23 protein-coding genes, 1 tRNA gene and 1 pseudogene are annotated in these 26,990 nt (G+C 69.0%); 17 read left to right on the top strand and 8 right to left on the bottom strand.

The window, feature by feature from the left end; genetic code table 11:
• Positions 1-7 precede the first annotated feature (7 nt).
• On the top strand, positions 8-1,045 hold the full coding sequence (locus BAMB_RS11220; RefSeq protein WP_011657431.1) for an AraC family transcriptional regulator: 1,038 nt from the start codon (positions 8-10) through the stop codon (positions 1,043-1,045).
• Positions 1,046-1,119: 74 nt separating this feature from the next.
• Here the strand turns inward: BAMB_RS11220 and BAMB_RS11215 are convergent, their stop codons facing one another.
• Positions 1,120-2,169 carry a lactonase family protein gene (locus BAMB_RS11215; RefSeq protein ID WP_011657430.1) on the bottom strand — a complete coding sequence of 350 codons (1,050 nt, stop codon included), beginning with the start codon at positions 2,167-2,169 and terminating at the stop codon, positions 1,120-1,122.
• Positions 2,156-3,517 (bottom strand): MFS transporter, encoded by a 1,362-nt coding sequence (locus BAMB_RS11210; protein ID WP_011657429.1) that lies wholly within the window; start codon positions 3,515-3,517, stop codon positions 2,156-2,158. The genes BAMB_RS11215 and BAMB_RS11210 overlap by 14 nt, the downstream gene beginning before the upstream one ends.
• Before the next feature lie 311 nt (positions 3,518-3,828).
• On the opposite strand from BAMB_RS11210, the gene BAMB_RS11205 reads away from it, so the two are divergent.
• From BAMB_RS11205 to BAMB_RS11195, 3 genes are all read left to right on the top strand, one after another.
• Positions 3,829-4,383, top strand: coding sequence for an SDR family oxidoreductase (locus tag BAMB_RS11205; RefSeq protein ID WP_227739479.1), 555 nt, complete (start codon positions 3,829-3,831; stop codon positions 4,381-4,383).
• 17 nt (positions 4,384-4,400) lie between these two features.
• On the top strand, positions 4,401-5,381 hold the full coding sequence (locus tag BAMB_RS11200; protein ID WP_011657427.1) for a hypothetical protein: 981 nt from the start codon (positions 4,401-4,403) through the stop codon (positions 5,379-5,381).
• Between the two features lie 266 nt (positions 5,382-5,647).
• Entirely contained in the window at positions 5,648-7,150 is a 1,503-nt protein-coding gene (locus tag BAMB_RS11195; protein WP_041491381.1) for a cryptochrome/photolyase family protein, read from the top strand.
• Between the two features lie 9 nt (positions 7,151-7,159).
• Here the strand turns inward: BAMB_RS11195 and BAMB_RS36085 are convergent, their stop codons facing one another.
• The 3 genes from BAMB_RS36085 to BAMB_RS11180 all read right to left on the bottom strand — a co-directional run bounded on the left by BAMB_RS36085 (position 7,160) and on the right by BAMB_RS11180 (position 9,828).
• Entirely contained in the window at positions 7,160-7,282 is a 123-nt protein-coding gene (locus BAMB_RS36085; protein ID WP_041491219.1) for a hypothetical protein, read from the bottom strand.
• On the bottom strand, positions 7,273-8,505 hold the full coding sequence (locus BAMB_RS11185; RefSeq protein WP_011657425.1) for an MFS transporter: 1,233 nt from the start codon (positions 8,503-8,505) through the stop codon (positions 7,273-7,275). Before BAMB_RS11185 ends, BAMB_RS36085 begins: the two co-directional genes overlap by 10 nt.
• A 381-nt stretch (positions 8,506-8,886) precedes the next feature.
• Entirely contained in the window at positions 8,887-9,828 is a 942-nt protein-coding gene (locus tag BAMB_RS11180; RefSeq protein ID WP_011657424.1) for a LysR substrate-binding domain-containing protein, read from the bottom strand.
• Positions 9,829-9,946: 118 nt separating this feature from the next.
• On the opposite strand from BAMB_RS11180, the gene BAMB_RS11175 reads away from it, so the two are divergent.
• Together BAMB_RS11175 and BAMB_RS11170 are read left to right on the top strand one after the other, a co-directional pair.
• Entirely contained in the window at positions 9,947-11,020 is a 1,074-nt protein-coding gene (locus BAMB_RS11175) for an alpha/beta hydrolase family protein (RefSeq protein ID WP_011657423.1), read from the top strand.
• A gap of 142 nt (positions 11,021-11,162) precedes the next feature.
• Positions 11,163-11,918, top strand: a complete 756-nt coding sequence (locus BAMB_RS11170) for a 4'-phosphopantetheinyl transferase family protein (protein ID WP_011657422.1) — start codon at positions 11,163-11,165, stop codon at positions 11,916-11,918.
• A gap of 21 nt (positions 11,919-11,939) precedes the next feature.
• Here the strand turns inward: BAMB_RS11170 and BAMB_RS11165 are convergent, their stop codons facing one another.
• Positions 11,940-12,860, bottom strand: a complete 921-nt coding sequence (locus BAMB_RS11165; RefSeq protein WP_041491218.1) for a glutamate/aspartate ABC transporter substrate-binding protein — start codon at positions 12,858-12,860, stop codon at positions 11,940-11,942.
• A 226-nt stretch (positions 12,861-13,086) separates the two neighbouring features.
• Between BAMB_RS11165 and hutH the strand changes: the two genes are divergently transcribed.
• The 10 genes from hutH (at position 13,087) to BAMB_RS11110 (ending at position 25,462) form a co-directional block, all read left to right on the top strand.
• Positions 13,087-14,610, top strand: a complete 1,524-nt coding sequence (gene hutH, locus BAMB_RS11160; protein ID WP_011657420.1) for a histidine ammonia-lyase — start codon at positions 13,087-13,089, stop codon at positions 14,608-14,610.
• A 4-nt stretch (positions 14,611-14,614) separates the two neighbouring features.
• Positions 14,615-15,310: a histidine utilization repressor gene (gene hutC, locus BAMB_RS11155; RefSeq protein WP_011657419.1), complete on the top strand. Its 696-nt coding sequence runs from the start codon at positions 14,615-14,617 to the stop codon at positions 15,308-15,310.
• A gap of 38 nt (positions 15,311-15,348) precedes the next feature.
• Positions 15,349-17,037, top strand: a complete 1,689-nt coding sequence (gene hutU / locus BAMB_RS11150) for a urocanate hydratase (RefSeq protein WP_011657418.1) — start codon at positions 15,349-15,351, stop codon at positions 17,035-17,037.
• Between the two features lie 2 nt (positions 17,038-17,039).
• Positions 17,040-17,678 carry a HutD/Ves family protein gene (locus BAMB_RS11145; protein ID WP_041491217.1) on the top strand — a complete coding sequence of 213 codons (639 nt, stop codon included), beginning with the start codon at positions 17,040-17,042 and terminating at the stop codon, positions 17,676-17,678.
• 4 nt (positions 17,679-17,682) lie between these two features.
• The gene (gene hutI / locus BAMB_RS11140) at positions 17,683-18,906 is read left to right on the top strand and encodes an imidazolonepropionase (protein ID WP_011657416.1); all 1,224 of its coding nucleotides are present in this window, start codon (positions 17,683-17,685) and stop codon (positions 18,904-18,906) included.
• Between the two features lie 23 nt (positions 18,907-18,929).
• Entirely contained in the window at positions 18,930-20,306 is a 1,377-nt protein-coding gene (locus BAMB_RS11135; protein WP_011657415.1) for a formimidoylglutamate deiminase, read from the top strand.
• Positions 20,307-20,365: 59 nt separating this feature from the next.
• The gene (gene hutG / locus BAMB_RS11130) at positions 20,366-21,163 is read left to right on the top strand and encodes an N-formylglutamate deformylase (protein ID WP_011657414.1); all 798 of its coding nucleotides are present in this window, start codon (positions 20,366-20,368) and stop codon (positions 21,161-21,163) included.
• 728 nt (positions 21,164-21,891) lie between these two features.
• A complete protein-coding gene (locus tag BAMB_RS11120; protein ID WP_011657411.1) occupies positions 21,892-22,698 on the top strand; it encodes a gamma-glutamyl-gamma-aminobutyrate hydrolase family protein in 807 nt (268 codons plus the stop codon).
• Positions 22,699-22,710: 12 nt separating this feature from the next.
• On the top strand, positions 22,711-24,048 hold the full coding sequence (locus tag BAMB_RS11115; protein ID WP_011657410.1) for a glutamine synthetase family protein: 1,338 nt from the start codon (positions 22,711-22,713) through the stop codon (positions 24,046-24,048).
• 28 nt (positions 24,049-24,076) lie between these two features.
• Complete coding sequence (locus BAMB_RS11110; protein ID WP_011657409.1) at positions 24,077-25,462, top strand: aspartate aminotransferase family protein; 1,386 nt, start codon at positions 24,077-24,079, stop codon at positions 25,460-25,462.
• Between the two features lie 152 nt (positions 25,463-25,614).
• Here the strand turns inward: BAMB_RS11110 and BAMB_RS11105 are convergent.
• Positions 25,615-25,689: transfer RNA gene (locus tag BAMB_RS11105), tRNA-Val, on the bottom strand.
• A gap of 114 nt (positions 25,690-25,803) precedes the next feature.
• Between BAMB_RS11105 and BAMB_RS11100 the strand changes: the two are divergent.
• Positions 25,804-26,046 (top strand): annotated as a pseudogene (locus BAMB_RS11100) (amino acid permease); the annotation flags it as partial.
• Positions 26,047-26,056: 10 nt separating this feature from the next.
• On the opposite strand, the gene BAMB_RS11095 reads toward BAMB_RS11100, so the two are convergent.
• Positions 26,057-26,959 (bottom strand): LysR family transcriptional regulator, encoded by a 903-nt coding sequence (locus BAMB_RS11095; protein ID WP_011657407.1) that lies wholly within the window; start codon positions 26,957-26,959, stop codon positions 26,057-26,059.
• Positions 26,960-26,990: the final 31 nt, after the last annotated feature.

Raw genomic sequence — 26,990 nt, 5'->3', positions numbered from 1 at the left:
CCGCCGCATGGCCCTGTCCGCCCGGGATGCCGCGCGCCAGCTGAACAAGGCGACGGTATCGTCCGCGTATGCGCTGTTCATGCTGATGCTCGCCGAGGAGCGCGGCATCGAGGGCGAGCGCATTCTCGCCGGCTCGGGCGTCGAGCGCGACCGGCTCGCGCAGCCGGACGCACGTATCACGCCGCTGCAGCAGGCGGCGATCGTGTTCAACCTGCTCGACGCGACGGACGACCCATCGATCGCGATCGAGATCGGCCTGCGCAGCAGCCTGACGAAATCCGGGCTGATCGGCTTCGGGCTGATGAGTTGCGCGACGCTCGGCGAAGCGATCGCGCTCGGCATCCGCTACCTGCCGACACGCGTGCCGTTCTTTTCGGTGCGGCTCACGCAGCTCGACGGGATCGTCGACATCGACGTGCTCGAGGCGTTTGCGCTCGGCCGGCTGCGTCAGTTCGCGGTTGAAAACTTCCTGGTCGAGACGGCGATCCTGTTCAACTCGCTGCTCGATCCCGCGCCGGGGCGCACGCTGCAGTCGCGTGCCGAGCTGCATTTCGAATGGCCGGAGCCGCCGTGGTTCGAGCGCTATCGCGCGCGGCTGCCGCGCTGTCATTTCGACGCGAGCGCGAACCGCATCCGCTGCGACGCCGCGCTGCTCGACGAGCCGATCGGCACCGCGAACGCGCAGACCGCGCAGATGATCGTCCAGCAATGCGAGGCCGAGCTCGCGCGGCTCGGCTATGCGGAAAGCATCGTCGAGCGCGTGCGCAACCTGCTGATCTGCGGTGACGCCGGCTATCCGTCGGTGGACGACGTCGCGCGCGAACTGCACGTATCGGCGCGGACGTTGAAACGCAAGCTCGCGGAATTCGGTGCGACGTATTCGGCGCTGCTCGACGAGATCCGGCTGCGCGATGCGCTGCGGTTGCTGGAGGGCACGCGCCTGCCGGTCGACGAGATCGCGGCGCGGGTCGGCTATACCGACCGCGCGAATTTCACGCGCGCGTTCAAGCGCTGGACCGGCGTCGCGCCGAGCGAGCGGCGCTGACGGCGCGCGGGCCGCTGTCGGCCGATGCCGGCCATGCGCACGGCGTCGATCCATCGGTCATTCGACAATCAGAATCAGACGATCGCAACCCAGTTCGCGCCGCGCCCACCCGGCACGCGCGCATGCAACGCCAGCGTGCCGTCGTCCGGCGCGATCGCGTAGACCGACGCGTATTCCGACTGTTCGCCGCACGCGACGAGCCAGCGTCCCGACGGGTCGATCGCGAAGCCGCGTGGCTGCGTTTCGGTGAGCGTCGCGTGCACCGGTTCGAAGCTGCCGTCCGCAGCGCGCCGATAGCAGAGCAACTGGCTCGACGTGCGTTCGCTGACATACGCGAAGCGCTCGTCGGGCGTGAGGTGCAGATCGGCGGCCCACACGGCGGGCACGGTCGGCGCGGGCGGGCGCGCGTGGCCTTGCGGGAGGTCGGCGACGGCCGCGTGCCGCCCGCTGACCTGCGCGTCGCCGAGGCGGCCGCTGTCGGTGTCGCGTGCGAAGGTCGCGAGCGTGGCCTGGAATTCGCTGACCGCGACGAGCGCGCGGCCGTCGCGCGCGAAGCGCAGGTGACGCGGCCCGAAGCCGCCCGGCACGCGCGTTTCGCCGTGTTCGAGCGCACGCAGGCCGCCGGCATCCTCGACCAGCGCGAACGTGAAGATCCGGTCCGAGCCGAGCGAACTCACATACGCGAAGCGGTTGTCCGGCGACACGACGACGGCATGCGCGTTCGCGATGCCGTGTACGACCTGCAGCGGCGCGCCGTCGCCGTCACGTACGTGTGCGGCGTCGTAGAGGCTCAGCGAATTGCCGCCGTACGACGCGCCGAGCAGCCAGCGGCCGCTGCGGTCGAGCGACAGGTACGCAAGGCTCGCGTCGATCGCGGTCGCGCCGATGCGGGCGAACGCGCCGGTGCCGGTCGCGACGCGGAACGCGACGATCGTCGGCTGCTCGCCGCGCGTCGCGACGTACAGCCGCGCGCGATCGGGCTGCACGGCGACGGGCATCGCGGCGTCGCCGGCCGGGTAGCGGGCGAGCGGCGCGAGCGCGCCGTCGGACGTGAGCGAGAACGTGGCGAGGTCGCCGTCGACGGCATTCGAGACGACGACGGTCAGGCGATCAGTGTTCGGCATGGCGGAGCATCGCGGTGTTCGTGAAGGACTCGTCGGCCGGCAGGCCGCGCGGCGGATCGCTGCGCCGGTGCGTGCGCGCGAACAGCGCGGCGACCGCCGCGACGAGGGACGCGATCGCGAGCGCATACAGGCCGCCCGTGATCGAACCCGTATGTTGCTTCAGATAGCCGAATGCCGTCGGCGCGACGAAGCCGCCAAGGTTGCCGATCGAGTTGATCAGTGCGATCACGGCCGCGGCCACGCGCGTGTCGAGGTAGCCCTGCGGGATCGGCCAGAACAACGACGACGCGGCCTTGAAGCCGAGCGCGGCGAAGCAGATCGACGCGAACGACCAGACGGGATCGTGCGACGTCGACGCGAACAGCCCGCACGCGGCCAGCACCAGCGCGAACGACAGCCAGCGCTGCGGATGCTTCCACTTCGCGGAGAGCACCGCGAAGCCGTACATCGCGCCGATCGCGATCATCCACGGAATCGTGTTGTAGAGGCCGACCTGGAAGTCGGTGAGGCCGCCCATCTTGCGGATGATCGTCGGCAGCCAGAAGGTGGCCGCGTAGATCGTCAGCTGGATCGCGAAATACAGGAAGCAGAACAGCATGATCTGCGGGTCGCGCAGCAGCGTGGTGGCCGACACGTGCACCTTCGAGCGCACGTCGCGGGTCGCGCGCTCTTCATCGAGGGCGTTCTGGAGTGCCGCGCGTTCGTCGGCGGTGAGCCACGTCGCGTCGCGGATGTGCGATTTCAGCAGCAGCCAGCTCGCGCCGCACAGCGCGACCGAGAACATCCCTTCGATCAGGAACATCCACTGCCAGCCCTGCAGGCCGAAGCCGTGGATCGACAGCAGCGCGCCGGTGACGGGCCCGGACAGGATCGAAGCGAACGCGGAACCGCCGAGGAAGATCGCCATCGCCTTGCCGCGTTCCTGCGGCGGCAGCCATTGCGACAGGTACAGCACGACGCCGGGGAAGAAGCCGGCCTCGGCCGCGCCGAGCAGGAAGCGCAGCGCATAGAACGACGTGTCGTTCCACACGAACGCCATCGCGGCCGCGACGACGCCCCACGTCGCCATGATCCGCGCAAGCCAGATGCGTGCGCCGTAGCGCTGCATCAGCAGGTTCGACGGCACTTCGAACAGCGCGTAGCCGACGAAGAACAGGCCGGCGCCGAGCCCGTAAGCGGCCGCGCCGATTCCGATCGACGCTTCGAGGTGGCGGTCGACGAAGCCGACGTTCACGCGGTCGATGTAGTTCGCGATGAACATGATCAGCACGAGCGGCAGCACGTGCCACTTCACTTTCGAAACGGCGGACGCGAGCGGGTCGCGGCCGGGCAGGGCGGGTGAGGTCAAGGGTGTCTCCGGTCGGGCGGCGAAACGGGCGGCGGCCCGTGTCGGCGTCGGGATGGTGATTTAAGTAGTATGTCGTCGTATGACATGGTACGCCTGAGCTTTAGGCGTGGCGTCGCGGGTTTACCCGGAATATGCCCAAATATTGGGGAATATGAGGAGGGTGGCGCGCCGTTCGACCACATCCGATGACGTATGACGTGGGATCGCGAGCGAGCGCCGGCTGACCACTGGCGGCGTCGCAAGCGACGTGCTGAAGCTGCGCACCGACATCGCCGAGCGCGCGCCAATGCCGGCAGCTCGCGACGCAGGCGATCGAGCGCTTCGGCCGGATCGACGCGCTCGTGAACAGCGCGTTTGTGCACGGCACGTTTCCGGAGGCAGTCGAGGACGCCGATCTCGACGGCTGGCGCGCGGTGTTCGACACCAACGTGTTCGGCACGATGACGCTCACGCAGGAAATCGTGCCGCACATGAAGCGGCAGAAGCGCGGCGCGATCGTGATGATCAACACGCAGGCGACGCGCAAGCCATTTGCAGGGGAATCGGGCTACGCTGTATCGAAGGGCGCGCTCGCGGTTGCGGCAAAATATCTGGCGCGCGAACTCGGCGTGCACGGGATCTGCGCGAACAGCATCCACATGGGGTGGATGTGGAGCGTGCCGACGCAGACGTATTTCCGGCAGGCGGCAGCCGAGTACGGGATGACGGAGGAGCAGATCATCGCGCCGATCGCGTCGAACATCGCGCTCGCGAAGCTGCCGACCGACGACGACTGCGCGCGCGCGGCGCTGTTCCTTGCGTCGGATTATGCGAACGCAGTGACCGGCGCGACGCTGGATGCGAACGGCGGCGATTTCATGCCCTGAGGAGGGAGCGGCGAATCATGCAGGAAACTCGGCAGGCACGGCACTTCTTCGCGTTCAACGGCGACGCGGACGGCCTCTGCGCGCTGCAGCAGCTACGGCTCGCGGAGGGCGCGGGCGGCACGCTCGTGACCGGCGTGAAGCGCGACATCAAGCTGCTCGAGCGAATCGATGCGCGGGCCGGCGATCGCGTGACCGTGCTCGACGTGTCGCACGACCAGAACCGCGACGCATGCGCGCGGCTGCTGCGCGACGGCGCGGTGGTTCGCTACTTCGATCATCACTTCGCGGGCGCGTTGCCCGGCGATCCGCGTTTCGATGCGTATATCGACACGGCCGCCGACATCTGCACGAGCGCGCTCGTGAACCGCTATCTCGGCGGGCGGCACGTGCGCTGGGCGATCGTCGCGGCGTTCGGCGACGAACTGCCGGCGCTCGGCGACGCGCTCGCGCACGAATACGGAATCGATGAAGCCGAGCGCTGCACGCTGGCCGAGCTCGGGCTCTACCTGAACTACAACGCATACGGCGACTGCGTCGGCGATCTGCATTTCGATCCGGCGGTGCTGGCCGATGCGATGCTGCCGTGCGCCGATCCGCTCGACTTCGTGCGCGACACGCCGGTGTTCGCCGCGCTGCGCGACGGCTATCGCGACGACATGGCGCGGGCATGCGCGCTCGTGCCGCTGCGCGACGTGCCGGGCGCGACGTTGATCAGGATGCCGGATCAACCGTGGGCGCGGCGCGTGTCGGGGATGCTCGCGAACGAGCGGATGCGCAACGCGCCGCATGCGGCGCTCGCGGTGCTGTCGCCGCGTGCGCAGGGCGGGTTCGTGGTCAGCGTGCGTGTGCCCGACGGCAGGCCGCTTTGCGCCGACGAGTTCTGCCGCGGTTTCCCGACCGGTGGCGGACGCAAGCGCGCGGGCGGTATCAACCATCTGCCGGAAGCCGAGTTCGACGCATTCGCCGAGCGGTTCGAAGCGGCGTTCCGTCTGGACTGAGCCGCGGCCCGTGCGCCGCGCGCGCCGCGCCGCTCGGGCCGGTTGCATCGGCGAGCCCGGCACGCGCGAGTCGATCGCTGTGTCACGCGTGAACCTCGACGAAGAATCGTCGGAATGGACTAAGGCGTTTCACCGGGCCGGCGATCCGGCGATCCGGCGTCGGCCCCCGATGCGCGCGCACGCGCCGCTGCGTGGCGAGCGTCGACATCGCGCGAGCCTGCCGCGACAATACGCATCACTTTTCCGTTTCCTGCCGCGAGGTGCCCGTGTCCGCCAAGTCGTCCGTTGCTCCTGCCGTCGTGTGGTTCCGCGACGATCTGCGCGTGACCGACCAGCCCGCGCTGACGCGCGCAGTCGCGTCGGGCCGGCCGCTCGTGTGCGTGTATGTCGACGACACGGGCGACGGGGCGGGGCGTGCGCTCGGCGGCGCGGCGCGCTGGTGGCTGCACGGCGCGCTCGCCGCCCTCGACGCGGCGCTCGCGCGTCATGGCGGACACCTGCTGCTATTGCGCGGCGATGCGCAGCGCGAGATCGAGCGCATCGTGCACGACACGGGCGCGGCGGCCGTGTACTGGAACCGCCGCTATGCGCAGCCGCAGCGCGACGCCGATGCGGCGTTGAAGGCGTCGCTGAAGGCGCGCGGTCTCGAGGTCGAGAGTAGCAACGGCAGCCTGCTGAACGAACCGTGGGAAGTGATGACGGGCGCCGGTACGCCGTTCCAGGTGTTCACCGCATACTGGCGCGCGGTGCGGCGCGATCGCACGGTGATGGCGCCGCTGCCGGAACCGGAGCGGATCGCGTTTCATCCGTGGCCGGCCGCCGTGCGCGAACGCGCGCTGGCGCTCGACGCGCTCGCGTTGCGCCCGCACGCGCCGGACTGGGCGGGCGGTCTGCGCGACGAGTGGCCGGCGCCCGACGAAGCCGGCGCGCATGCGCGGCTCGACGCGTTCGTGCACGCGTCGCTCGCCGGCTACGCCGACACACGCGATCGACCCGGTGAGCCCGCGACGAGTCGTCTGTCGCCGTTCCTGCGCTTCGGCAACGTGTCGCCGCGACAGGTGTGGCATGCGGTGCAGGGTGCGACACAGGCGGGCGGCGCGGCGTGCGCGGCCGGTGCGGAGAAATTCCTGAGCGAGCTCGGCTGGCGCGAATTCAGCCACGTGCTGCTGTATCACTTCCCGGCGCTCGCGACCGACAACTTCCGCGCGCAGTTCGACGCGATGCCGTGGCGCGACGATCCCGCCGCGCTGCGCGCATGGCAGCGCGGGCTGACCGGCTATCCGCTCGTCGACGCGGGAATGCGCGAGCTGTGGACGACCGGCTGGATGCACAACCGCGTGCGGATGGTCGTCGCGTCGTTCCTCGTCAAGCATCTGTTGATCGACTGGCGGGCGGGCGAGCGCTGGTTCCACGACACGCTCGTCGATGCGGACGCCGCGAACAACCCGGCGAACTGGCAATGGGTGGCTGGCTGCGGGGCCGACGCCGCGCCGTATTTCCGCATCTTCAATCCGGTGACGCAGGGCCGGAAGTTCGACCCGCAGGGTGAGTACGTGCGCCGCTGGGTGCCGGAACTCGCGGGCCTCGACGCGGCGGCGATCCATGCGCCGTGGGAGGCGTCCGCGGCGCAGCTGGCGGCGGCCGGGGTGCGGCTCGGGCTCGACTATCCGGCGCCGATCGTCGATCACGACGGCGCGCGCCGTCGTGCGCTCGATGCGCTGGCCACGTTGCCGAAGCCGGGCGCCGCCGGCCGTTCGCGCGCGGTGTAACTTGCCGCGTCAGTTGCAGAACGCCGCATGCTCGAGCAGCGCGAGCGCGAGGCCCGAATCGAAGTAGGTCGCGCCACACCACGCGACGAACGCGAGCACGGCGGCGGCCAGCGCCGCACGGATCATGCCCATGCGGCTTTGGCCGACCCGGGGCGCACGATGCGCGCGTCGTCGATCGGCAGGTGCAGCAGCGCGGCCAGCACGCCGAGCGCGATCGAGCCGATCCACAGCGGCAGATACGAATGCGTCGCGTCGTACACGAGCGCGCCGAGCCATACGCCGAAGAAGCTGCCGAGCTGGTGCCCGAAGAAGACGAAGCCGAACAGTGTCGCGATGTAGCGCACGCCGAATACCTGCGAGATCACGCCGTTGGTCAGCGGCACCGTGCCGAGCCACGTGAAGCCCATCACGGCCGCGAACACGTAGACGCTCACGGGCGACAACGGCGCGGCAACGAACGCGGCCATCGCGAGCGCGCGCACGAGGTACAGCACGGACAGCACGTACTTGCGCCGCAGCACGCCGCCGAGATGGCCGCACGCGTAGGTGCCGGCCACGTTGGTCAGCGCGATCAGCGCGAGCGCGACGCTGGCATGGCGCGCGGGCAGCCCGTGATCGAGCAGGTAGGCCGGCAGGTGGGTCGCGATGAACGCCAGCTGGAACCCGCATGCGAAGAACCCGGCGTTCAGCAGCCAGAAGCCGCGGTGCGTGAACGCTTCGCGCACGGCCGCCGCGATCGACTGATCGGTGCCGTCGGCTTGGCTCGCGGCCTGCGCGGGCCGGTCGCGCACCAGTACCGCGAGCGGCGCGAGCAGCGCGGCGACGAGCGCGAGCGCGACGAATGCATGCTGCCAGCCGATGCCGCCGATCAGCACCTGCGCGACCGGCACCATGCAGAACTGGCCGAGCCCGCCGATCGCGCCGGCGACGCCGAGCGCCCAGCCGCGCCGGTCGGGCGGAAACAGCCGGCTCAGCGCGCCGTAGATCGACGCGAACGCTGACCCCGACAGCGCGATGCCGATCACGAGCCCCGCACCGGCCGTGAACACGCCGATCGACGCCGCCAGCGCCATCGTGACGAGCCCGGCCGCGTACAGCAGCATGCCGGCGACGATCACGCGCACCGACCCGAAGCGGTCGGCGATCATCCCGGTCAACGGCTGCGCGATGCCCCAGACCAGGTTCTGCAGCGCGAGCGCGAGACCGAACGCTTCGCGCGACCAGCCGTGGTCGAGCGTGACCGGCGCGAGGAACAAGCCCTGCACGTGGCGGATACCGAGCGCGGCGCCCATGATCAGGCCGCCTGCGAGTACCGGCAGCCAGCGGCGCCGGGCGTCTCGTTCGATCGGGGTCATGCATGTCTCCGGATGAATGCGTGCGGCGCGACGGCCGCGTTCGATCCGATTAGACGATCCGGTCGCGGTGTCGCTCAAGCGATCATTCGGTCGGGTTCGCATGCGTGCAGGGAATGCGACGTGAGGTCGGACGCGATGTCGGCGAGAACGGCGAGAACGGCGAAAAGGGCGAAAAGGGCGAAAAGGGCGAGGACGGCGAGGACGGGCGAGGACGGCGGCGCGAGCCGGGTGCGTGGAGCCGCTGCCGCGCAGGCGGCCGGCGTGGCACGCGGCCGATGCGCTGTTACGGCGTCGGTCCATCGCCTGCAGGCGCGATCCGTCGCGCAACGATCGCCGCTGCGCGCAGGCACCGGCATCGGCTCAACGCGAAAAATCGCGCGCCTACCGCTGCTCCACGTCGTACGCGCGCATCGCCGCGTCGCACTCGGCTGCTTCGGCGAGAATCCAGTCGCGCACGTCGGCGACTTCGCGGCGCGGTGCCGGATCGTGCCGGAACAGCCAGTAGCCATAGGCATCGGACGACGCCTGCGAGCGCGGGCCGAGCACCGCGAGCCGGCCGTCGGCGAGCATCGGCGCGACGAGCGCGAGCCGTCCGAGCGCGACGCCCTGGCCGGCGATCGCGGCGTGGATCACCTGGTCGTACTGGTTGAAGCGCAGCACGCCCTTGGGGCGCGCGTCGCCGAGGCCGGCTGCGTGCAGGTGCGCACGCCATTGCAGCTGCGTTTGCGGCGGTCCGTCGAATTCGAGCAGCACGTGGTCCGCGATCGCAGCCGTGTCGGTGACGGGCCGGGCGGCCAGCGCGGGGTGAGCGACCGGCACGACGATCTCGTCGAACAGGCGTACCGCGCCGGCCGGCGCGCGCTCGCGCGGGCAGTAGCGGATCCCGAGGTCGATGCCTTCCGCGCGCAAATCGAGTACCTTGTCGTTCGCGGCGACGCGCAAGTCGACCTCGGGCAGGCGCGCCTGCAGGCGCCCGAGTCGCGGCAGCAGCCACAAGGCGGTCACGCCGATGCTCGCGGTAATCGTGACGGGCTGGCGCTCGCGCGCGGCGGCGAGCGACGCGACGGTGTCCTGCAGGCTGAGCAGCGCCGCATCCGCTGCGCGGAACAGCCGCTCGCCTTCGGGCGTGAACGCGATCTTCCGATAGCCGCGCTGCAGCAGCGCGACGCCGAGATGCGCTTCGAGCGCATGCACCTGGCGGCTGACGGCCGACTGCGTGACGCACAAGTCCTGCGCGGCGAGCGTGATGCTCATGCGGCGGCCGACGGCGACGAAGCCGCGCACGAGGTCCAGCGACGGGAGACGGACGAGCGGCGTTGACATGCGTAGGGCTCATGCGAACGGAGCAGCAAGATTGGTTGAGAACGCCGGACGCGTCAAGTTCAATGGAGGCTGGCCGACGGGCAGGCGCCGGCGCAGGTCATGCCGCACAGGAGACAGGATGACGATTTCGAATGAAGCAGGCGGGACGGCGCACGCGGCCGGGCAAGCGGCCGAGTACGCGCCCGGGCGGGCGGCGGACGCATTGCCGCCGCAGCCCGTGACGCTGACCGCGGCCGACGGCTACGCGTTGCGCGGCTACGTGTGGCGCCATCGCGGCGGCGGCGGTGGTGCCCCGCGGCCCGTGACGGTCATCAATTGCGCGACGTCGGTGCGCTGCGACTATTACTTCCGATTCGCCGCGTGGCTGTTCGCGCAGGGGCGCGACGTGCTCGTCTACGACTATCGCGGGATCGGCGGATCGCGCCCCGCGCGGCTCGCGACGCTGCGCGCGAACTGGCTCGACTGGGGGCGGCTCGATTGCGAGGCCGCGCTGCAGTACGCGCGCGACGCGTTTGCGGGCCAGCCGCTCGACGTCGTCGCGCACAGCATCGGCGGCTGCCTGCTCGGGCTCGCGGCGTCGAGCGCGTGCGTGCGTCATGTGGTGACCGTCGGCGCGCAGTATGCGTACTGGCGCGACTATCGGCCGCAAGAGCGGCGGCGCATGTGGTTGAAGTGGCACGTCGCGATGCCGGCGCTCGCGGCCGTGTTCGGCTATGTGCCCGCTAAACGTCTCGGCTGGATGGAAGACACGCCGCGCGGCGTCGCGCTGTCGTGGGTGCGCGCGCAACCGCGCTTCGAGGATGCGTACACGCACGGCCTGCTCGCCGAACCCGAGGCGAGCCGCGTCGCGTTGCCGGGCCGCTTCGCGCGGCTGTCGGCGCCGATGCTCGCGATCGGCCTCGAGGACGACGGTTTCGGCACGGTCGACGCGATCGAACGGCTGGTCGGCTACTACACGGGCAGCGACGTCACGCATCTGCGGATCGCGCCGCGCGACATCGGCATCGATGCGATCGGCCACTTCGCGTTCTTCCACAGCCGCTTCACCGACACGCTGTGGCCCGTCGCGTTGTACTGGCTGCAACACGGCGCGCTGCCGGCCGATGCGCCGGGCCATGTCCACGCGCGCCATCCGGCGCAGCGTGCGGGGCAGGCGGAAAGCGGCGTGCCGGGCGCCGTCGCGCAAGGCTGACCGCGCCTGCAACCAAGCCGTTGCGTCGATCAGGCGGCCGGGCCGGTTGCCGCTGCCGACGATGCCCGTCGCGACGCATCGTTCCGCGTCCCGCGCGATCGATTAACATCGGACGTTTGATCCGACTGCCTGCTGCGCGCCGATGTCCGTTCCGCCCGATTCCGAGATTTCCGCCGACCTGTCGCGCGCATGGCGCGTGCACCTGCTCGACTTGCCGCCTGCTGCGTCGCGTGCCGGCGTGCAGGTCGCGCGCATCGATTTCGACTGGCGCGTGCCGCTCGCGTCGCCGGCCTATGCGGCATTGAGCGACGCCGAGCGCGCGCGTGCCGGGCGCTATCTTCGACACGAGGATGCGGTGCGTAGCGCCGCGACGCGCGCCGCGCTGCGCGACGTGCTCGGCGCGGCGCTCGACCTGGCGCCGAACGATATCGCGATCGTCGTCGATGCATCGGGACGGCCGTCGCTGGATCCCGCGCATCGCGCATCGCTCGATTTCAACGTGTCGCACGCGGGCGATCACGCGCTCATCGCATGGGCAGGGACGGGGCGCGTCGGCGTCGATATCGAAAGCTGCAACCGCACGACCGACTGGCGCGCGCTGACGGCCGAAGTGTGCGCGACTGCCGAAGCCGCGTATCTCGACGGCCTGCCGCCCGGCGCGCGTGCCGACGCGTTCATGCGCGTGTGGTCCGCGAAGGAGGCGCTGCTCAAGGCGCTCGGCATCGGCATCGGCGGTGGGCTGCGCGCGTTCGCCGTCGTGCCGCCGCGCGATGCGGCGACGCCCGCGACGATGATCGTCGAGCCGGCCGCGCCGGCGGCCGGCGTGGCCGCGTTCGACGCGCGCTGGCTCGACGCGGCGCCCGGCTACGCGGCGTGCGTCGCGTGGACGCGCGCGTGAGCCGATGTCACCGCGCGGCGCTCACTCGAGCGGTGCGTCGTTCGGCGCCGCGTAGCGCGTCCTGATCACGTCGCTCATCGGGAAGTCGAACGCGAGCCCCTTCGGCGGCACCGGCTTCATGAACCACTTGTCGTACAGCGCATTGATCTCGCCGCTCTTCATCAGCTGCACGAGCACGCCGTCGACGAGCGCCTTGAACTGCGGATCGTCCTTGCGCAGCATGAATCCGTACGCTTCCGACGACTGCGGCGTGCCGACGATTGCCCAGTCGGCCGGTTTCGCCGCGAGCTGGCGCACGCCGGCGAGCAGCACGTCGTCCATCATGTAGGCGGCCGCGCGGCCCGATTCGAGCGTGAGGCGTCCTTCGCCGTAGTCCTTCGCGCTGATGATCTGCATGTTCATCTTCTTTTCCTCGTTCATCTTGCGCAGCAGGCGTTCGGACGTCGTGCCCTGGTTCGTCACGACCGTCTTGCCGGCGAGATCGGGGAAGTCGCGGATGCCCGAGCTCGTGCGCGTGAGCAGGCGCGTCGTCGCGACGAAGAAGGTGGTCGAGAACGCGACCTGCGCGTGGCGCGCGGCGAGATTGGTGGTCACCCCGCATTCGAGATCGACGGTGCCGTTCTGCACGAGCGGGATGCGGTTCTGCGACGTGACCGGGATGAAGCGCACCTGCAGGTCGGGCTTGCCGGTGCGCGCCTTCACGGCGGCGATCACGCGATCGCACAGGTCCTGCGAGAAGCCGATCACCTTGCCGCTCGCGTCGACGTAGGAGAACGGCACCGACGTTTCGCGGTGGCCGATCGAGATCAGGCCGGCCTGCCGGATCTTCTCGAGCGTGCCGGACAGCGGCTCCGCGGCGAGCGACGCGCCGCACGCGAGTGCGCAGGCGGCGACGAGCAGGCTGCGGCCGAAAAGGGCGGTCAACCGGGGCGGGATGGTCATGGGAGGTCTCCGAAGGCGGATGGCGGGAAAGTGCGGATTCGTATGTTGCCAAATAAAAAATAATTGCAACATATGTTAATTCCCGGGCCTGGCCGGCTACTCCCGCCGGGCGCACCCGGCATCAGGGAAACTCCCGAGTCGAAATCATTAAAAACGGGGTTGTCTAGACAAGTTCCGATGGCTACACTGCAATCCATCCCGAACTTGTCTAGACAGGATTGCTCACATGATTACGTTGACCCCCGGCCACCTGACCCTCCCGCAACTGCGCAAGATCGCTCGCGAATCCGTGCAGCTCACGCTCGACCCGGCGAGCTTCGCGAAGATCGACGCCGGCGCGAAGGCCGTCGCCGACATCGCGGCGAAAGGCGAGCCGGCGTACGGCATCAACACGGGCTTCGGCCGCCTGGCCAGCACGCACATCCCGCACGACCAGCTCGAGCTGCTGCAGAAGAACCTGGTGCTGTCGCACGCGGTCGGCGTGGGCGAGCCGATGGCGCGCTCGTCGGTGCGCCTGCTGATGGCGCTGAAGCTGTCGAGCCTCGGGCGCGGCCACTCGGGCATCCGCCGCGAGGTGATGGACGCGCTGATCACGTTGTTCAACGCCGACGTGCTGCCGCTGATCCCGGTGAAGGGCTCGGTCGGCGCATCGGGCGACCTCGCGCCGCTCGCGCACATGTCGGCCGTGCTGCTCGGCGTCGGTGAAGTGTTCATCCGCGGCGAGCGCGCGAGCGCGCTGGACGGTCTGCGCGTCGCGGGCCTCGCGCCGCTCACGCTGCAGGCGAAGGAAGGCCTCGCGCTGCTGAATGGCACGCAGGCCTCGACGGCGCTGGCGCTCGACAACATGTTCTCGATCGAAGACCTGTACCGCACCGCGCTCGTCGCGGGTGCGCTGTCGGTCGACGCGGCGGCCGGCTCGGTGAAGCCGTTCGACGCACGCATCCACGAGCTGCGCGGCCATCGCGGCCAGATCGACGCGGCCGCGGCGTACCGCGACCTGCTCGACGGCTCGCCGATCAACCAGTCGCACCGCGACTGCGACAAGGTGCAGGATCCGTACAGCCTGCGCTGCCAGCCGCAGGTGATGGGCGCGTGCCTGGACCAGATGCGCCACGCGGCCGACGTGCTGCTGATCGAAGCGAACGCCGTGTCGGACAACCCGCTGATCTTCCCGGATACCGGCGAAGTGCTGTCGGGCGGCAACTTCCACGCTGAACCCGTCGCGTTCGCGGCCGACAACCTCGCGCTCGCCGCCGCCGAAATCGGCGCGCTGGCGGAGCGCCGCATCGCGCTGCTGATCGACGCGACGCTGTCGGGCCTGCCCCCGTTCCTCGTGAAGGACGGCGGCGTGAACTCGGGCTTCATGATCGCCCACGTGACGGCTGCCGCGCTGGCCTCGGAAAACAAGACGCTCGCGCACCCGGCATCGGTCGACTCGCTGCCGACCTCGGCGAACCAGGAAGACCACGTGTCGATGGCGACGTTCGCCGCGCGCAAGCTCGCCGACATCGCGGACAACACGAAGTACATCCTCGCGATCGAACTGCTGGCCGCCGCGCAGGGCGTCGACCTGCGCGCGCCGTACCACACGAGCCCGAAGCTCGCGCCCGTGATGGAAACGATCCGCGGCCATGTTGCGCACTACGAGCTCGACCACTACTTCGCACCGGATATCGCGGTGATCGCGAAGCTCGTCAGCGAGCGCGCGTTCGCGAAGGTCGCGCCGTTCTCGTTCGCGTCGGAACAGTAAGCCCATGAGCGCGCCGGTCTACCAGGAGATCAAGGATTTCATCCTGGGCCGCATTCACGCCGGCGAGTGGGCGGAGGGCGACCAGGTGCCCTCCGAGAACGAACTGGCCCGCGAATTCAAGGTCGCGCGCATGACCGTCAACCGCGCGTTGCGCGAGTTGACGGCCGAGCAGGTGCTCACCCGCATGAAGGGCGCGGGAACCTACGTCGCGCGGCCGAAGTACGAGTCGACGCTCGTCGCGATCCGCAGCATTTCGGAAGAGGTCGACGCGCGCGGGCATGCGTACCGCGCGAGCGTGCTCGGCCTCGACACGATCCGCGCCGACGAGGCGCTCGCCGACGAGATGCAGATGGCCGTGCGCGCAACGCTGTTTTATTCGCAGGTGTTGCACTTCGAGAATGACGAACCCGTCCAGCTCGAAGAACGATGGGTGAATCCGGCGGTCGCGCCGGATTATGCCGAGCAGGATTTCACGAACACGACGCCGAACCTGTACTTGATGCGCGCGGCCCCGCTGCAGCGCGTCGAGTATCGGATCGAAGCGGCGGCTCCGGCGCCCGAGCGGCGCGAGCAGTTGCGGATGGACGACGTCGAGCCGTGTCTGGTTTTACATCGGCGTACCTGGTCGCAGGGCGTCGTCGCCTCGGTGGCGAACTTGTGGCACCCGGGCAGTCGTTATCGCTTCACCGGGCATTTCTGATTCCAATTGATCTTCACTTTCCTTCGGGAGCAGTTGTCATGAACCATCCGAAACACATCGATCCCCGTCTCGATCCGACGCGCACGATCCGCGCACCGCGCGGCAGCGAGAAGGTCTGCAAGACCTGGCTGGCCGAAGCGGCCTACCGGATGATCCAGAACAACCTGGATCCGGAAGTCGCCGAGCATCCGCACGCGCTCGTCGTGTACGGCGGCATCGGCCGCGCGGCGCGCAACTGGGAATGCTACGACCAGATCCTCGCGTCGCTGAAGGATCTCGAGGACAACGAAACGCTGCTGATCCAGTCGGGCAAGCCGGTCGGCGTGTTCCGCACGCACCCGGATGCGCCGCGCGTGCTGCTCGCGAACTCGAACCTCGTGCCGCACTGGGCGAACTGGGATCACTTCCACGAGCTCGACCGCAAGGGCCTGATGATGTACGGCCAGATGACGGCCGGCAGCTGGATCTACATCGGCAGCCAGGGTATCGTGCAGGGCACCTATGAGACGTTCTTCTCGGTCGCGAACCAGCACTTCAACGGCGACCCGTCGGGCCGCTGGATCCTGACGGGCGGCCTGGGCGGCATGGGCGGCGCGCAGCCGCTGGCCGCGACGATGGCAGGTTTCTCGATGATCGCGGTCGAATGCGACGAGACGCGCATCGACTTCCGCCTGAAGACCCGCTACGTCGACAAGAAGGCGACGACGCTCGACGAAGCGCTCGGCATGATCGACGAAGCGAAGCGCACCGGCAAGCCGGTCTCGGTCGGCCTGCTCGGCAACGCGGCCGACGTGTTCGCGGAACTCGTCAAGCGCGGCGTCACGCCGGATTGCGTGACCGACCAGACGAGCGCGCACGACCCGATCAACGGCTACCTGCCGCAAGGCTGGACCGTCGCGCAATGGCGCGAGGCGCAGAAGGTCGATCCGCAAAGCATCGTGAAGGTCGCGAAGCAGTCGATGGCCGAGCAGGTGCGCGCGATGCTGACGCTGCAGGAACGCGGCGCGGCCACGCTCGACTACGGCAACAACATCCGCCAGATGGCGCTGGAAATGGGCGTCGAGAACGCATTCGACTTCCCGGGCTTCGTGCCGGCCTATATCCGCCCGCTGTTCTGCGAAGGCAAGGGTCCGTTCCGCTGGGTCGCGCTGTCGGGCGATCCGGAAGACATCTACAAGACCGACCAGAAGGTGAAGGAGCTGATCCCCGACGATGCGCACCTGCACAACTGGCTCGACATGGCACGTGAGCGCATCGCGTTCCAGGGCCTGCCGGCACGGATCTGCTGGGTCGGCGTGAAGGATCGCTATCGCCTCGGCCAGGCGTTCAACGAGATGGTGAAGAACGGCGAACTGAAGGCCCCGATCGTGATCGGCCGCGACCACCTCGACACCGGTTCGGTCGCGAGCCCGAACCGCGAGACGGAATCGATGAAGGACGGTTCGGACGCCGTGAGCGACTGGCCGCTGCTGAACGCACTGCTGAACACCGCGGGCGGCGCATCGTGGGTGTCGCTGCACCACGGCGGTGGCGTCGGGATGGGCTTCTCGCAGCACTCGGGCGTCGTGATCGTCGCCGACGGTACCGCCGAAGCGCACGAGCGTCTCGGCCGCGTGCTGCTGAACGATCCGGCGACGGGCGTGATGCGCCATGCGGATGCCGGCTACGAACTCGCGCAGCAGACGGCCCGCGAAGTCGGCCTGAAGCTGCCGATGCTCGGCCGCTGAGCATGACGGCGCTCGACCAGGCGCCGGTGCACGCAGCGATGATTCGCGCAGCGGATCTCGTTGCGTCGCCGTGGAAGAACGGCGGCGGCGTGACGCGCGAAATCGCGGCATTTTCGTCGCGCGGAACGTCCGGCGGTGCGGTGCCGGGCGCCGCGCTCGATGCGTTCGCGTGGCGCGTGAGCGTCGCGGACGTCGACGCGGCCGGGCCGTTCTCGCGTTTCGACGGCGTCGACCGCACGCTCGTGCTGCTGTCCGGCGCGGGCATGACGCTCACGGAAGCGGGCGGCGCACGCCATGTGCTCGACGTGCCGCTCGCCCGTGCGGATTTCGCCGGCGAAACGGCGATCGACGCGACGCTGCACGACGGCCCGACCCGCGACTTCAACCTGATGACGCGCCGCTCGGCCGCGCGCGGGACCGTCGACGTGTGGCGCGCAGGCACGCACCGCGTCGAGCGCGCCGATACCGTGCTGCTGTTCTGCGCGAGCGGCGCGGTCGGCGTCGAGATCGACGGCGCGCATTACGCGCTGCAGGAAATGGACACGCTGCGGCTCGACGGGCCGCGGCGTGCGTTTGACGTCGTCGTGAGCGGAGGCGGCGCGCTGCTCGCCGTGTCGCTCGCCGTCGGCGCACGAGACTGAACGCATGAAACCGACTGTCTGGCATCACCTGAGGCTGTGTCCGCACGGCCACCCCGACGAAACCCTCGACGACGCGGCGATCGCCGTCGACGAAACCGGCACGATCGTGTGGCTCGGCGCGTTCTCCGCGCTGCCGCACGGTTACGCGCACTGGCAGCGGGAAGACCTGCACGGCGCGTGGGTGACGCCGGGCCTCGTCGACTGCCACACGCACCTCGTGTACGGCGGCACGCGCGCCGACGAGTTCGCGCAGCGCCTCGCCGGCGTCAGCTACGAGGAGATCGCGCGGCAGGGTGGCGGGATCGTGTCGACGGTGCGCGCGACGCGCGCGGCCGACGAGACGACGCTGTTCGTGCAGGCCGCCGCACGTCTGCAGCCGCTGCTCGCGGAAGGCGTGAGCGCGATCGAGATCAAGTCGGGTTACGGGCTCGACCTCGCGAGCGAGCGCAAGATGCTGCGCGTCGCGCGCCAGCTCGGCGAGCGCTTCCCGGTCAGCGTCTACACGACGTTCCTCGGCGCGCACGCACTGCCGCCGGAATATGCGGGCCGCGCGGACGAATACATCGATGAGGTATGCGAACGGATGCTGCCGACGCTGGCCGACGAAGGCCTCGTCGATGCGGTCGACGTGTTCTGCGAGCGCATCGGCTTTTCGCTCGCGCAGACCGAGCGCGTGTTCGAGGCCGCGACGCGGCGCGGCCTGCCGGTGAAGCTGCACGCGGAGCAGTTGTCGAACGCGGGCGGCACCGCGCTGGCCGCGCGGTATCGCGCGCTGTCCGCCGACCACCTCGAATTTCTCGACGAAGCCGGCATCGAGGCGATGAAGGCGGCCGGCACGGTCGCCGTGCTGCTGCCGGGCGCGTACTACTTCATCCGCGAAACGCAATTGCCGCCGATCGAGCTGCTGCGCAAGCATGGCGTGCCGATCGCGCTCGCGACCGATCACAACCCCGGCACGTCGCCGCTCGAATCGCTGCTGCTGACGCTGAACATGGGCTGCACGCTGTTCCGGATGACGGTGCCCGAGGTGCTGCAGGGCGTGACGCGCCATGCGGCCGCGGCGCTCGGCCGAGCTGATCGGCACGGTGCGCTCGAGATCGGTCGCCAGGCAGATTTCGCGGTCTGGTCGGTCGGCTCGCTGGCGGAGCTCGCTTACTGGATCGGCCGCCCGCTGTGCGAGCAGGTCGTGCGCGGTGGTGCGACGGTGTTTCGCCGGATGAACGGCTAGCCTTGCAATAGACGAGACTCACCATGACCGAAATGACGTTGTTCGCGGACCATGCCTACCTGCCCGACGGCTGGCGCCGCAACGTGCTGCTGCGCTGGGACGCGGCCGGCACGCTGACCGACGTGACGCCCGACACCGATGCGCCGGCAGGCGTCGCGCGCGCGGCCGGGCCCGTGCTGCCCGGCATGCCGAACCTGCATTCGCACGCGTTCCAGCGCGCGATGGCGGGGCTCACCGAATACCGTGCGAATCCCGCCGACAGCTTCTGGAGCTGGCGCGACCTGATGTACCGCTTCGCGCTGAAGATCACGCCCGACGCGCTCGCGGCGATCGCGCGCTGGCTGTACGTCGAGATGCTCAAGTGCGGCTATACGTCGGTGTGCGAATTTCACTACGTGCATCACGCGCAGGACGGCTCGCGCTATCCGCAGCTCGCGGAGCTCGGCACGCGCGTGATCGACGCGGCGCGCTCGGCCGGCATCGGCATCACGATGCTGCCCGTGTCGTACCAGTTCGCCGGCTTCGGCAACAAGCCGCCGCGCGACGACCAGCGCCGCTTCATCAACACGCCGGACGGCCTGCTCGAACTGCTCGACGCGATGCGCCGCGTCGCGCCCGAGCATGGCGGGCTGCGCTACGGCGTCGCGCCGCACTCGCTGCGCGCGGTGTCCGAGAACGGGCTGCGCGTGCTGCTCGACGGCCTGCCCGACGACGCGCCGGTGCATATCCACATCGCCGAGCAGACGGCCGAAGTCGACGATTGCGTGCGTGCGTACGGCGCGCGGCCTGTGCAATGGCTGCTCGATCGCTTCGACGTCAATGCGCGCTGGTGCCTCGTGCACGCGACGCACGTCGATGCGGCCGAAACGGCGGCGCTCGCGAAGCGTCGTGCGGTGGCGGGCCTGTGCCTGACCACCGAAGCGAACCTCGGCGACGGCGTGTTTCCGGCCGTCGACTATCTCGCGCAGGGCGGCGTGATCGGTGTCGGCTCGGACAGCCATGCGTCGGTCGACTGGCGCTCGGAGCTGCGCCTGCTCGAATACGGGCAGCGGCTCGTGCATCGCGCGCGCAACGTGCTCGCGAGCGACACGCAGGCGCATGTCGCCGACCGGCTGTTCGACGCGTCGCTCATGGGCGGCGCGCAGGCAAGCGGGCGGCGCATCGGTGCGCTGCGCGAAGGCTGCCGCGCCGACTGGCTCGTGCTCGATCCCGATCATCCCGCGATCGCCGAACACGGCAGCGCGGCGTGGCTGTCGGGCGCGGTGTTCGCCGAGCATGGCGATACGCCGGTGCTCGACGTGTACACCGGCGGCGAACGCGTCGTGAGCGGCCGCCGTCATCGCGACGAAACCGCTGCTTATGCCGACTACCGCGCCGCGCTGGCGCAACTGCTGCGCTGACGCGCGGCGTCCGGCGCACGCCGCGCGCGTGCGCCGGCAGACTTTTACGGTGAGGCGACATGACTGAACAACCGGCTGTATTCACGCTGAAGCAGGGCGCGCTGCCGCTGCTGATCTCGATCCCGCACGCAGGCACCCACATCCCCGACGACATCGCCGCGACGATGACGCCCGACGCGCGCTTCGTCGACGATTGCGACTGGCATCTCGAGCGGCTGTACGGGTTTGCGGCGACGCTCGGCGCATCGATCCTCGTGCCGTCGCACGCGCGTTACGTCGTCGACCTGAACCGTCCGCCCGACAACGAGAACCTGTACCCGGGGCAGGATACGACCGGGCTCGTGCCGGTCGACACGTTCGACAAGGCGCCGCTGTATCCGCCGAACGCGCTGCCCGGCAACGACGAGATCATGCGCCGCCGCGACCGCTACTGGCGCCCGTATCACGACGCGCTGCAAGGCGAGATCGCGCGCCTGAAGCGCGAGCATGGCCGCGTGCTCGTGTGGGAAGCGCACTCGATCCGCTCGCACGTGCCGCGTTTCTTCGAAGGCCGCCTGCCGGACTTCAACTTCGGCACGTCGAGCGGCGCGAGCGCCGCGCCCGGCCTCGCCGAGGCGCTGGCCGCATGCGTGAACGCGCACGGTGGTTATACGGCGGTCGCGAACGGGCGGTTCAAGGGCGGCTACATCACGCGTCACTACGGCGTGCCGGCCACCGGCGTCGAAGCCGTGCAGCTCGAACTGTCGCAGATCACCTACATGGAAGAGACGCGTCCGTACGCATACGACGAAGCGCGCGCCGCGCGGATCGTGCCGCTGCTGCAGACGCTCGTCGAAACCGCGCTCGCGCATCGCTGATCCGTCGGCACGCTGCATGCGGCGGTGCGGTGGTACTTTCCGCGCCGGCTTGACGGCAGGCGGTGCGGGCAAGCTGACGCAGCGCACAAAAACGGCATCGATCCGAACGGTCGATGCCGTTTTTTTGTCTGATCGATGTCGGGGATCGGTACCTGGAAATTTGACGCAATTTTTAGGTGATATAAGCTGAATGTCAGGAAGTCGTCACGCGCGCACCGGCGACGACGGTGTCGATTGGCGCCGTACCAAGCCAGAATCCGTCGCGAGACACCTTCCCGACGTGTCGCCGCACGGCGTTGCCGCCTGCGCGTCACCGCGACACGTGTCCTGTCTTCATCAGTCAGTCGAGTACGATCGTGAAAGCCGCCAGCCCTTCGATACGCCGGACCCGAAGTCCGTCGGCGGGCGCGCCGCCTCAGGCCGGGCCGATCCGGCATGCTGATCGCGGCACGCGCGCCGTCCTCATACGCGAGCCTGGTTTCTTCGCTGTGTCCCATCGCGGCCTGCGCCGCTTCAACCTCGTGACCGCGCACCTGTTCAGCGCGGTGCAGCGCGACGGCAGCGCTTCATTGTTGCCCTAGTGTCCTTTTCCGTTTTTGCATCGGGTCACACTGCCGGTTGCCGCATCGTGCGCGCGGCATGATCGTGCACGCGCGCATGCCAGGCGGCGGCGGACTTCCATCGTCCTGCGCGTCCGGACGCGTCGCGCGCTTATCGCGGAGGCGATCATGCGCGCGCGCCCGATCGTAGCCGTTACCGCCGACCGCATCCTGCGCGGCGCCCATCCGAACCACACGGCCGGCGAGAAGTATCTCGTCGCGCTGGTCGACGGCGCCGGCGCGCTGGCGTTCGTGCTGCCCGCGCTGGGTGCGCGGCAGCCGGTCGACGCGATCGTCGCATCCGTCGACGGGCTGCTGCTGACGGGCAGCTATTCGAACGTCGAGCCGCATCACTACGGCGGCCCGGCGAGTACGCCCGACACGCTGCACGACCCCGCGCGCGATGCGACCGCGCTGCCGCTGATCCGCGCGGCGATCGATGCCGGCGTGCCGGTGCTCGCGATCTGCCGCGGCATGCAGGAGCTGAACGTCGCGTACGGCGGCACGCTGCATCAGCGGCTGCATGCGAGCCCCGGTTTCCATGACCATCGCGAGCGCGACGGCGATCCGCTCGAGCGACAGTACGGCCCCGCCCATCGCATCCAGCTTGCGCCGGGCGGCCTGCTGCAACGGATCGCGCGCGGCGCGCACGACGCGATGGTCAATTCGCTGCACGACCAGGGCATCGCGCGGCTTGGCGCGGGGCTCGCGGTCGAAGCGAGCGCGCCCGACGGGCTGATCGAGGCCGTCAGCGTGCGCGGCGCGCGCGCGTTCGCGCTCGGCGTGCAGTGGCATCCCGAATGGCGCTTCGCGGAACAGCCGCTGTCGCGCGACATCTTCGCGGCATTCGGCGCGGCGTGCCGCGCGCGCATGACCCACCGCATTCGTGCGGCCGGCGGCACCATGCCGTCGCCGGCCGCATCCGACATCGACTGAACGAGGCCGATCATGCAACCCGAACTGAGCGAATTCCTGCGTCAGCACCGCATCACGGAAGTCGAGGCGATCATTCCCGACATGGCCGGTATCGCGCGCGGCAAGATCATTCCGCGCAACAAATTCGAATCCGGCGAATCGATGCGCCTGCCTCAGGCCGTGATGGTGCAGACCGTCACCGGCGACTATCCGGAGGACGGCACGCTGACCGGCGTGACTGATCCCGACATGGTGTGCGTGCCCGATCCATCGACGATCTGCCTGGTTCCGTGGGCCGTCGATCCGACCGCGCAGGTGATCCACGATTGCGTGCATTTCGATGGCTCGCCGGTCGAGATCTCGCCGCGCTACGTGCTGCGCCGCGTGCTCGACCTGTACAAGGCGAAGGGCTGGCAGCCCGTCGTCGCGCCCGAGCTCGAGTTCTACCTGGTCGACATGAACGCGGATCCCGACCTGCCGCTGCGTCCGCCGATCGGGCGCACCGGCCGCGCGGAAACCGGCCGGCAGTCGTATTCGATCGAGGCGGTCAACGAGTTCGATCCGCTGTTCGAGGACATCTACGAATACTGCGAGATGCAGGGGCTCGACATCGAGACGCTGATCCACGAAGTCGGCGCCGCGCAGATGGAGATCAACTTCGTGCACGGCGACGCGCTGTCGCTGGCCGACCAGGTGTTCCTGTTCAAGCGCACGGTGCGCGAGGCGGCGCTGCGGCACAACATGTACGCGACGTTCATGGCCAAGCCGATGGAAGGCGAGCCCGGCTCCGCGATGCACATCCACCAGAGCCTCGCCGATGTGCACACCGGTCGCAACCTGTTCGCCGAAGAGGGCGGGGTCGTGTCGCCGATGTTCCACAGCTATCTCGCGGGACTGCAGAAGTACACGCCCGCGCTGATGCCGATCTTCGCGCCGTACATCAACTCGTATCGCCGGCTGTCGCGCTTCATGGCCGCGCCGATCAACGTGCAGTGGGGCTACGACAACCGCACGGTCGGCTTCCGCATCCCGCAGTCGACGCCGGTCGCGCGGCGCATCGAGAACCGGATTCCGGGCGTCGACTGCAACCCGTACCTCGCGTTCGCGGCGACGCTCGCGGCCGGCTATCTCGGCCTCACCCAGCAGCTCGCGCCGACCGAACCGATCGCGTCCGACGGCTACGACCTGCCGTACCAGTTGCCGCGCAATCTCGAGGAGGGCATCTCGCTGATGGCCGCGTGCACGCCGCTCGCCGGCATTCTCGGCGACAAGTTCGTGAAGGCGTACCTGGCGCTGAAGGAAACCGAATACGAAGCGTTCTTCCGCGTGATCAGCTCGTGGGAACGCCGCCATCTGCTGCTGCACGTGTGAGTGTGCGGCGCTGTTTTACGGAGGAAACATGACCGATCGAAACGAAGCCTTCCCGCCGCACTCGACCGCCGAATACCGCGCGCTCGACGCCGCGCACCACATTCACCCGTTCTCGGACATGGGCGCGCTCAATCGCGCGGGCAGCCGCGTGATCGTGAAGGCCGACGGCGTCTACCTGTGGGACTCTGACGGCAACAAGGTGATCGACGGAATGGCCGGCCTCTGGTGCGTAAACGTCGGCTACGGCCGCAAGGAACTCGCCGACGCCGCGTATCGCCAGCTGCAGGAACTGCCGTTCTACAACACGTTCTTCAAGACCACGCACCCGCCGGTGATCGAGCTGTCGACGCTGCTCGCCGAGCTCACGCCCGCGGGCTTCAATCACTTCTTCTATTGCAACAGCGGCTCGGAAGGCAACGACACCGTGCTGCGCGTCGTGCATCAGTACTGGCGCGTGCAGGGCAAGCCGCAGAAGAAATACGTGATCTCGCGCAAGAACGGTTACCACGGCTCGACGATCGCGGGCGGCACGCTCGGCGGCATGGGCTATATGCACGAGCAGATGCCGTCGAAGGTCGAGCACATCGTGCACATCGACCAGCCGTATTTCTTCGGCGAAGCGCAAGCCGGCGAGACGCCCGAAGCGTTCGGCCTCGCCCGCGCGCAGCAGCTCGAGGCGAAGATCCTCGAGCTCGGTGCGGAGAACGTCGCCGCGTTCATCGGCGAGCCGTTCCAGGGCGCGGGCGGCGTGATCTTCCCCCCGTCGACGTACTGGCCGGAAATCCAGCGGATCTGCCGCAAGTACGACATCCTGCTCGTCGCCGACGAAGTGATCGGTGGCTTCGGGCGCACCGGCGAATGGTTCGCGCACCAGCACTTCGGCTTCGAGCCGGACCTGATCACGATGGCCAAGGGCCTCACGTCGGGTTATGTGCCGATGGGTGCGGTCGGCATTCACGAGCGCATCGCGCGCCCGATCATCGACAACGGCGAATTCAATCACGGCCTCACCTACTCGGGGCATCCGGTGGCGGCAGCCGTCGCGGTCGCGAACCTGAAGTTGCTGCGCGACGAAGGGATCGTCGAGCGCGTGAAGCGCGACATCGGGCCGTATTTCCAGCGCCGGCTGCGGGAAGCGCTCGGCGATCATCCGATCGTCGGCGAGATCGCGGGAGCGGGGCTGGTCGCGGGCGTTCAGCTGGCGCGTGACCGGAGCCGGCGCGAGCGATTCGGCGCCGATGTCGGTATCGGCACGATCTGCCGCGACTTCTGTTTCAACGGCAACCTGATCATGCGCGCGACCGGTGATCGGATGCTGCTGTCGCCGCCGCTCGTGATCCGGGAGGCGGAAGTCGACGAGATCGTCGACAAGGCGCGGCGTGCGTTTGATGCGACGGCGGAGCGGGTGAAGTGAGCGGTCGAGGCGCTTCGATCAGATGCCGTCGAAGCGCCGACTCGTGAACGCGCTGGGCGAGCCCGAAGCATTCGGCAGCAGAGGAGGGGCGCAGAAAAGCGACCGCAAAACGAAAAGGGCCTGCGTCGTGAGACGCAGGCCCTTGAATTCTTTGGTGGGCGGTACTGGGATCGAACCAGTGACCCCTGCCGTGTGAAGGCAGTGCTCTACCGCTGAGCTAACCGCCCAAAGAAGCTGAAATTATGTCAGAGCTTTTGGGGTTCGTAAAGCCCTTTCTGCAAATTTTTTCAGGAGCATGCACAAGTCGATCAGCCGGCCGTCGACGGCTCGACGAGATCGACTACTGCTTCCGGCGGCGTCGCGCGGCGCTCGGCCTGCCGGCGCCGGCGTTCCGGATGCGCGGCTTTCCGCTGCTGACGCTGCTCGGCGCGGCGCTGATGCTCGCGGTGATGGTGACGAACTACTTCACCGCCGAATTCCACATGACGGTGATCTTCGGCATTCCGTTCCTGATCGCGCTGTCGGTCGTGTACGCGGTGTGGTACCGGCGCGCGCAACCAGTGCTGCAACCTGACGCGAAGTAGCGGTGCCTGCTCAGCCCGCGAGCGCCGGCAGCGCGTCGATCGACGCGCGCACGTAGTCGGCGAAGCGCAGCGCGACCGGTTCGGCGGTGCCGCTGCGCTTCAGTTCCAGCGTGCGCGATTCGAGCGACGCATCCTTCAGCGGCCGGAACGCGAGCCGGTCGCTCTTCACCTGCTGCAGCACGCGCGGCACCAGCGCGATGCCCATCCCGAACTCGATCATCGACAGGATCGTCTGCCACAGCCGCGCCTCGTGACGGATCAGCGGGCTGAATCCCGCGTTCACGCATTGCGCGATGATCAGGTCGTGATAGTGCGGCGCCGCGTCGCGCGGAAACAGGATGAACGGTTCCGCGGCCAGCGCGGCGAGCGCGACCTGCCGCCGCCGCGCGAGCGGATGCGCGGCCGGCAGGCAGCACACGAACGGTTCCGTGTAGACGGGCGTCGATTCGACCTCGGGCGGGCAGTGGCCCCAGTGCGCGTAACCGAGATCGATCTGGCCGCGCTGGACCGCCTGCACCTGCGCGTGCGTGTTCATCTCGCTCAGCACGATTTCCACGCCCGGATAGTCGGCCTCGAAGCGCTGCACCGCATCGGGCAGCCCGCGATACAGCATCGAATGGACGAAGCCGATCCGCAGGCGACCCGCGAGACCGGACGCCGAGCGCACCGTGAGACGCTCGGCCTCGCTCGCCTGCAGCAGCAGCCGGCGCGCTTCGCCGAGCAGCACCGCGCCCGCGTTGGTCAGCGCCACTGTCTTGTTGGTGCGTGAAAAGAGCTGCACGCCGAGCGCTTCCTCGAACTTGCGGATGTCGAAGCTCAGCGCCGGCTGCGAGATGAACAGGCGCTTCGCCGCGCGCCCGAAATGCAGTTCCTCGGCGACCGCCACGAAGTAGCGCAACTGCCGCAGTTCCATGCTGTCTCCTCCCGGCTTCGGCATCGATAAG

The organism is Burkholderia ambifaria AMMD, from assembly GCF_000203915.1.
Classification (GTDB): Bacteria; Pseudomonadota; Gammaproteobacteria; order Burkholderiales; family Burkholderiaceae; genus Burkholderia; species Burkholderia ambifaria.
Note: the sequence above shows the minus strand (reverse complement) of the source record. Positions and strands in the feature narration are given on the sequence as shown.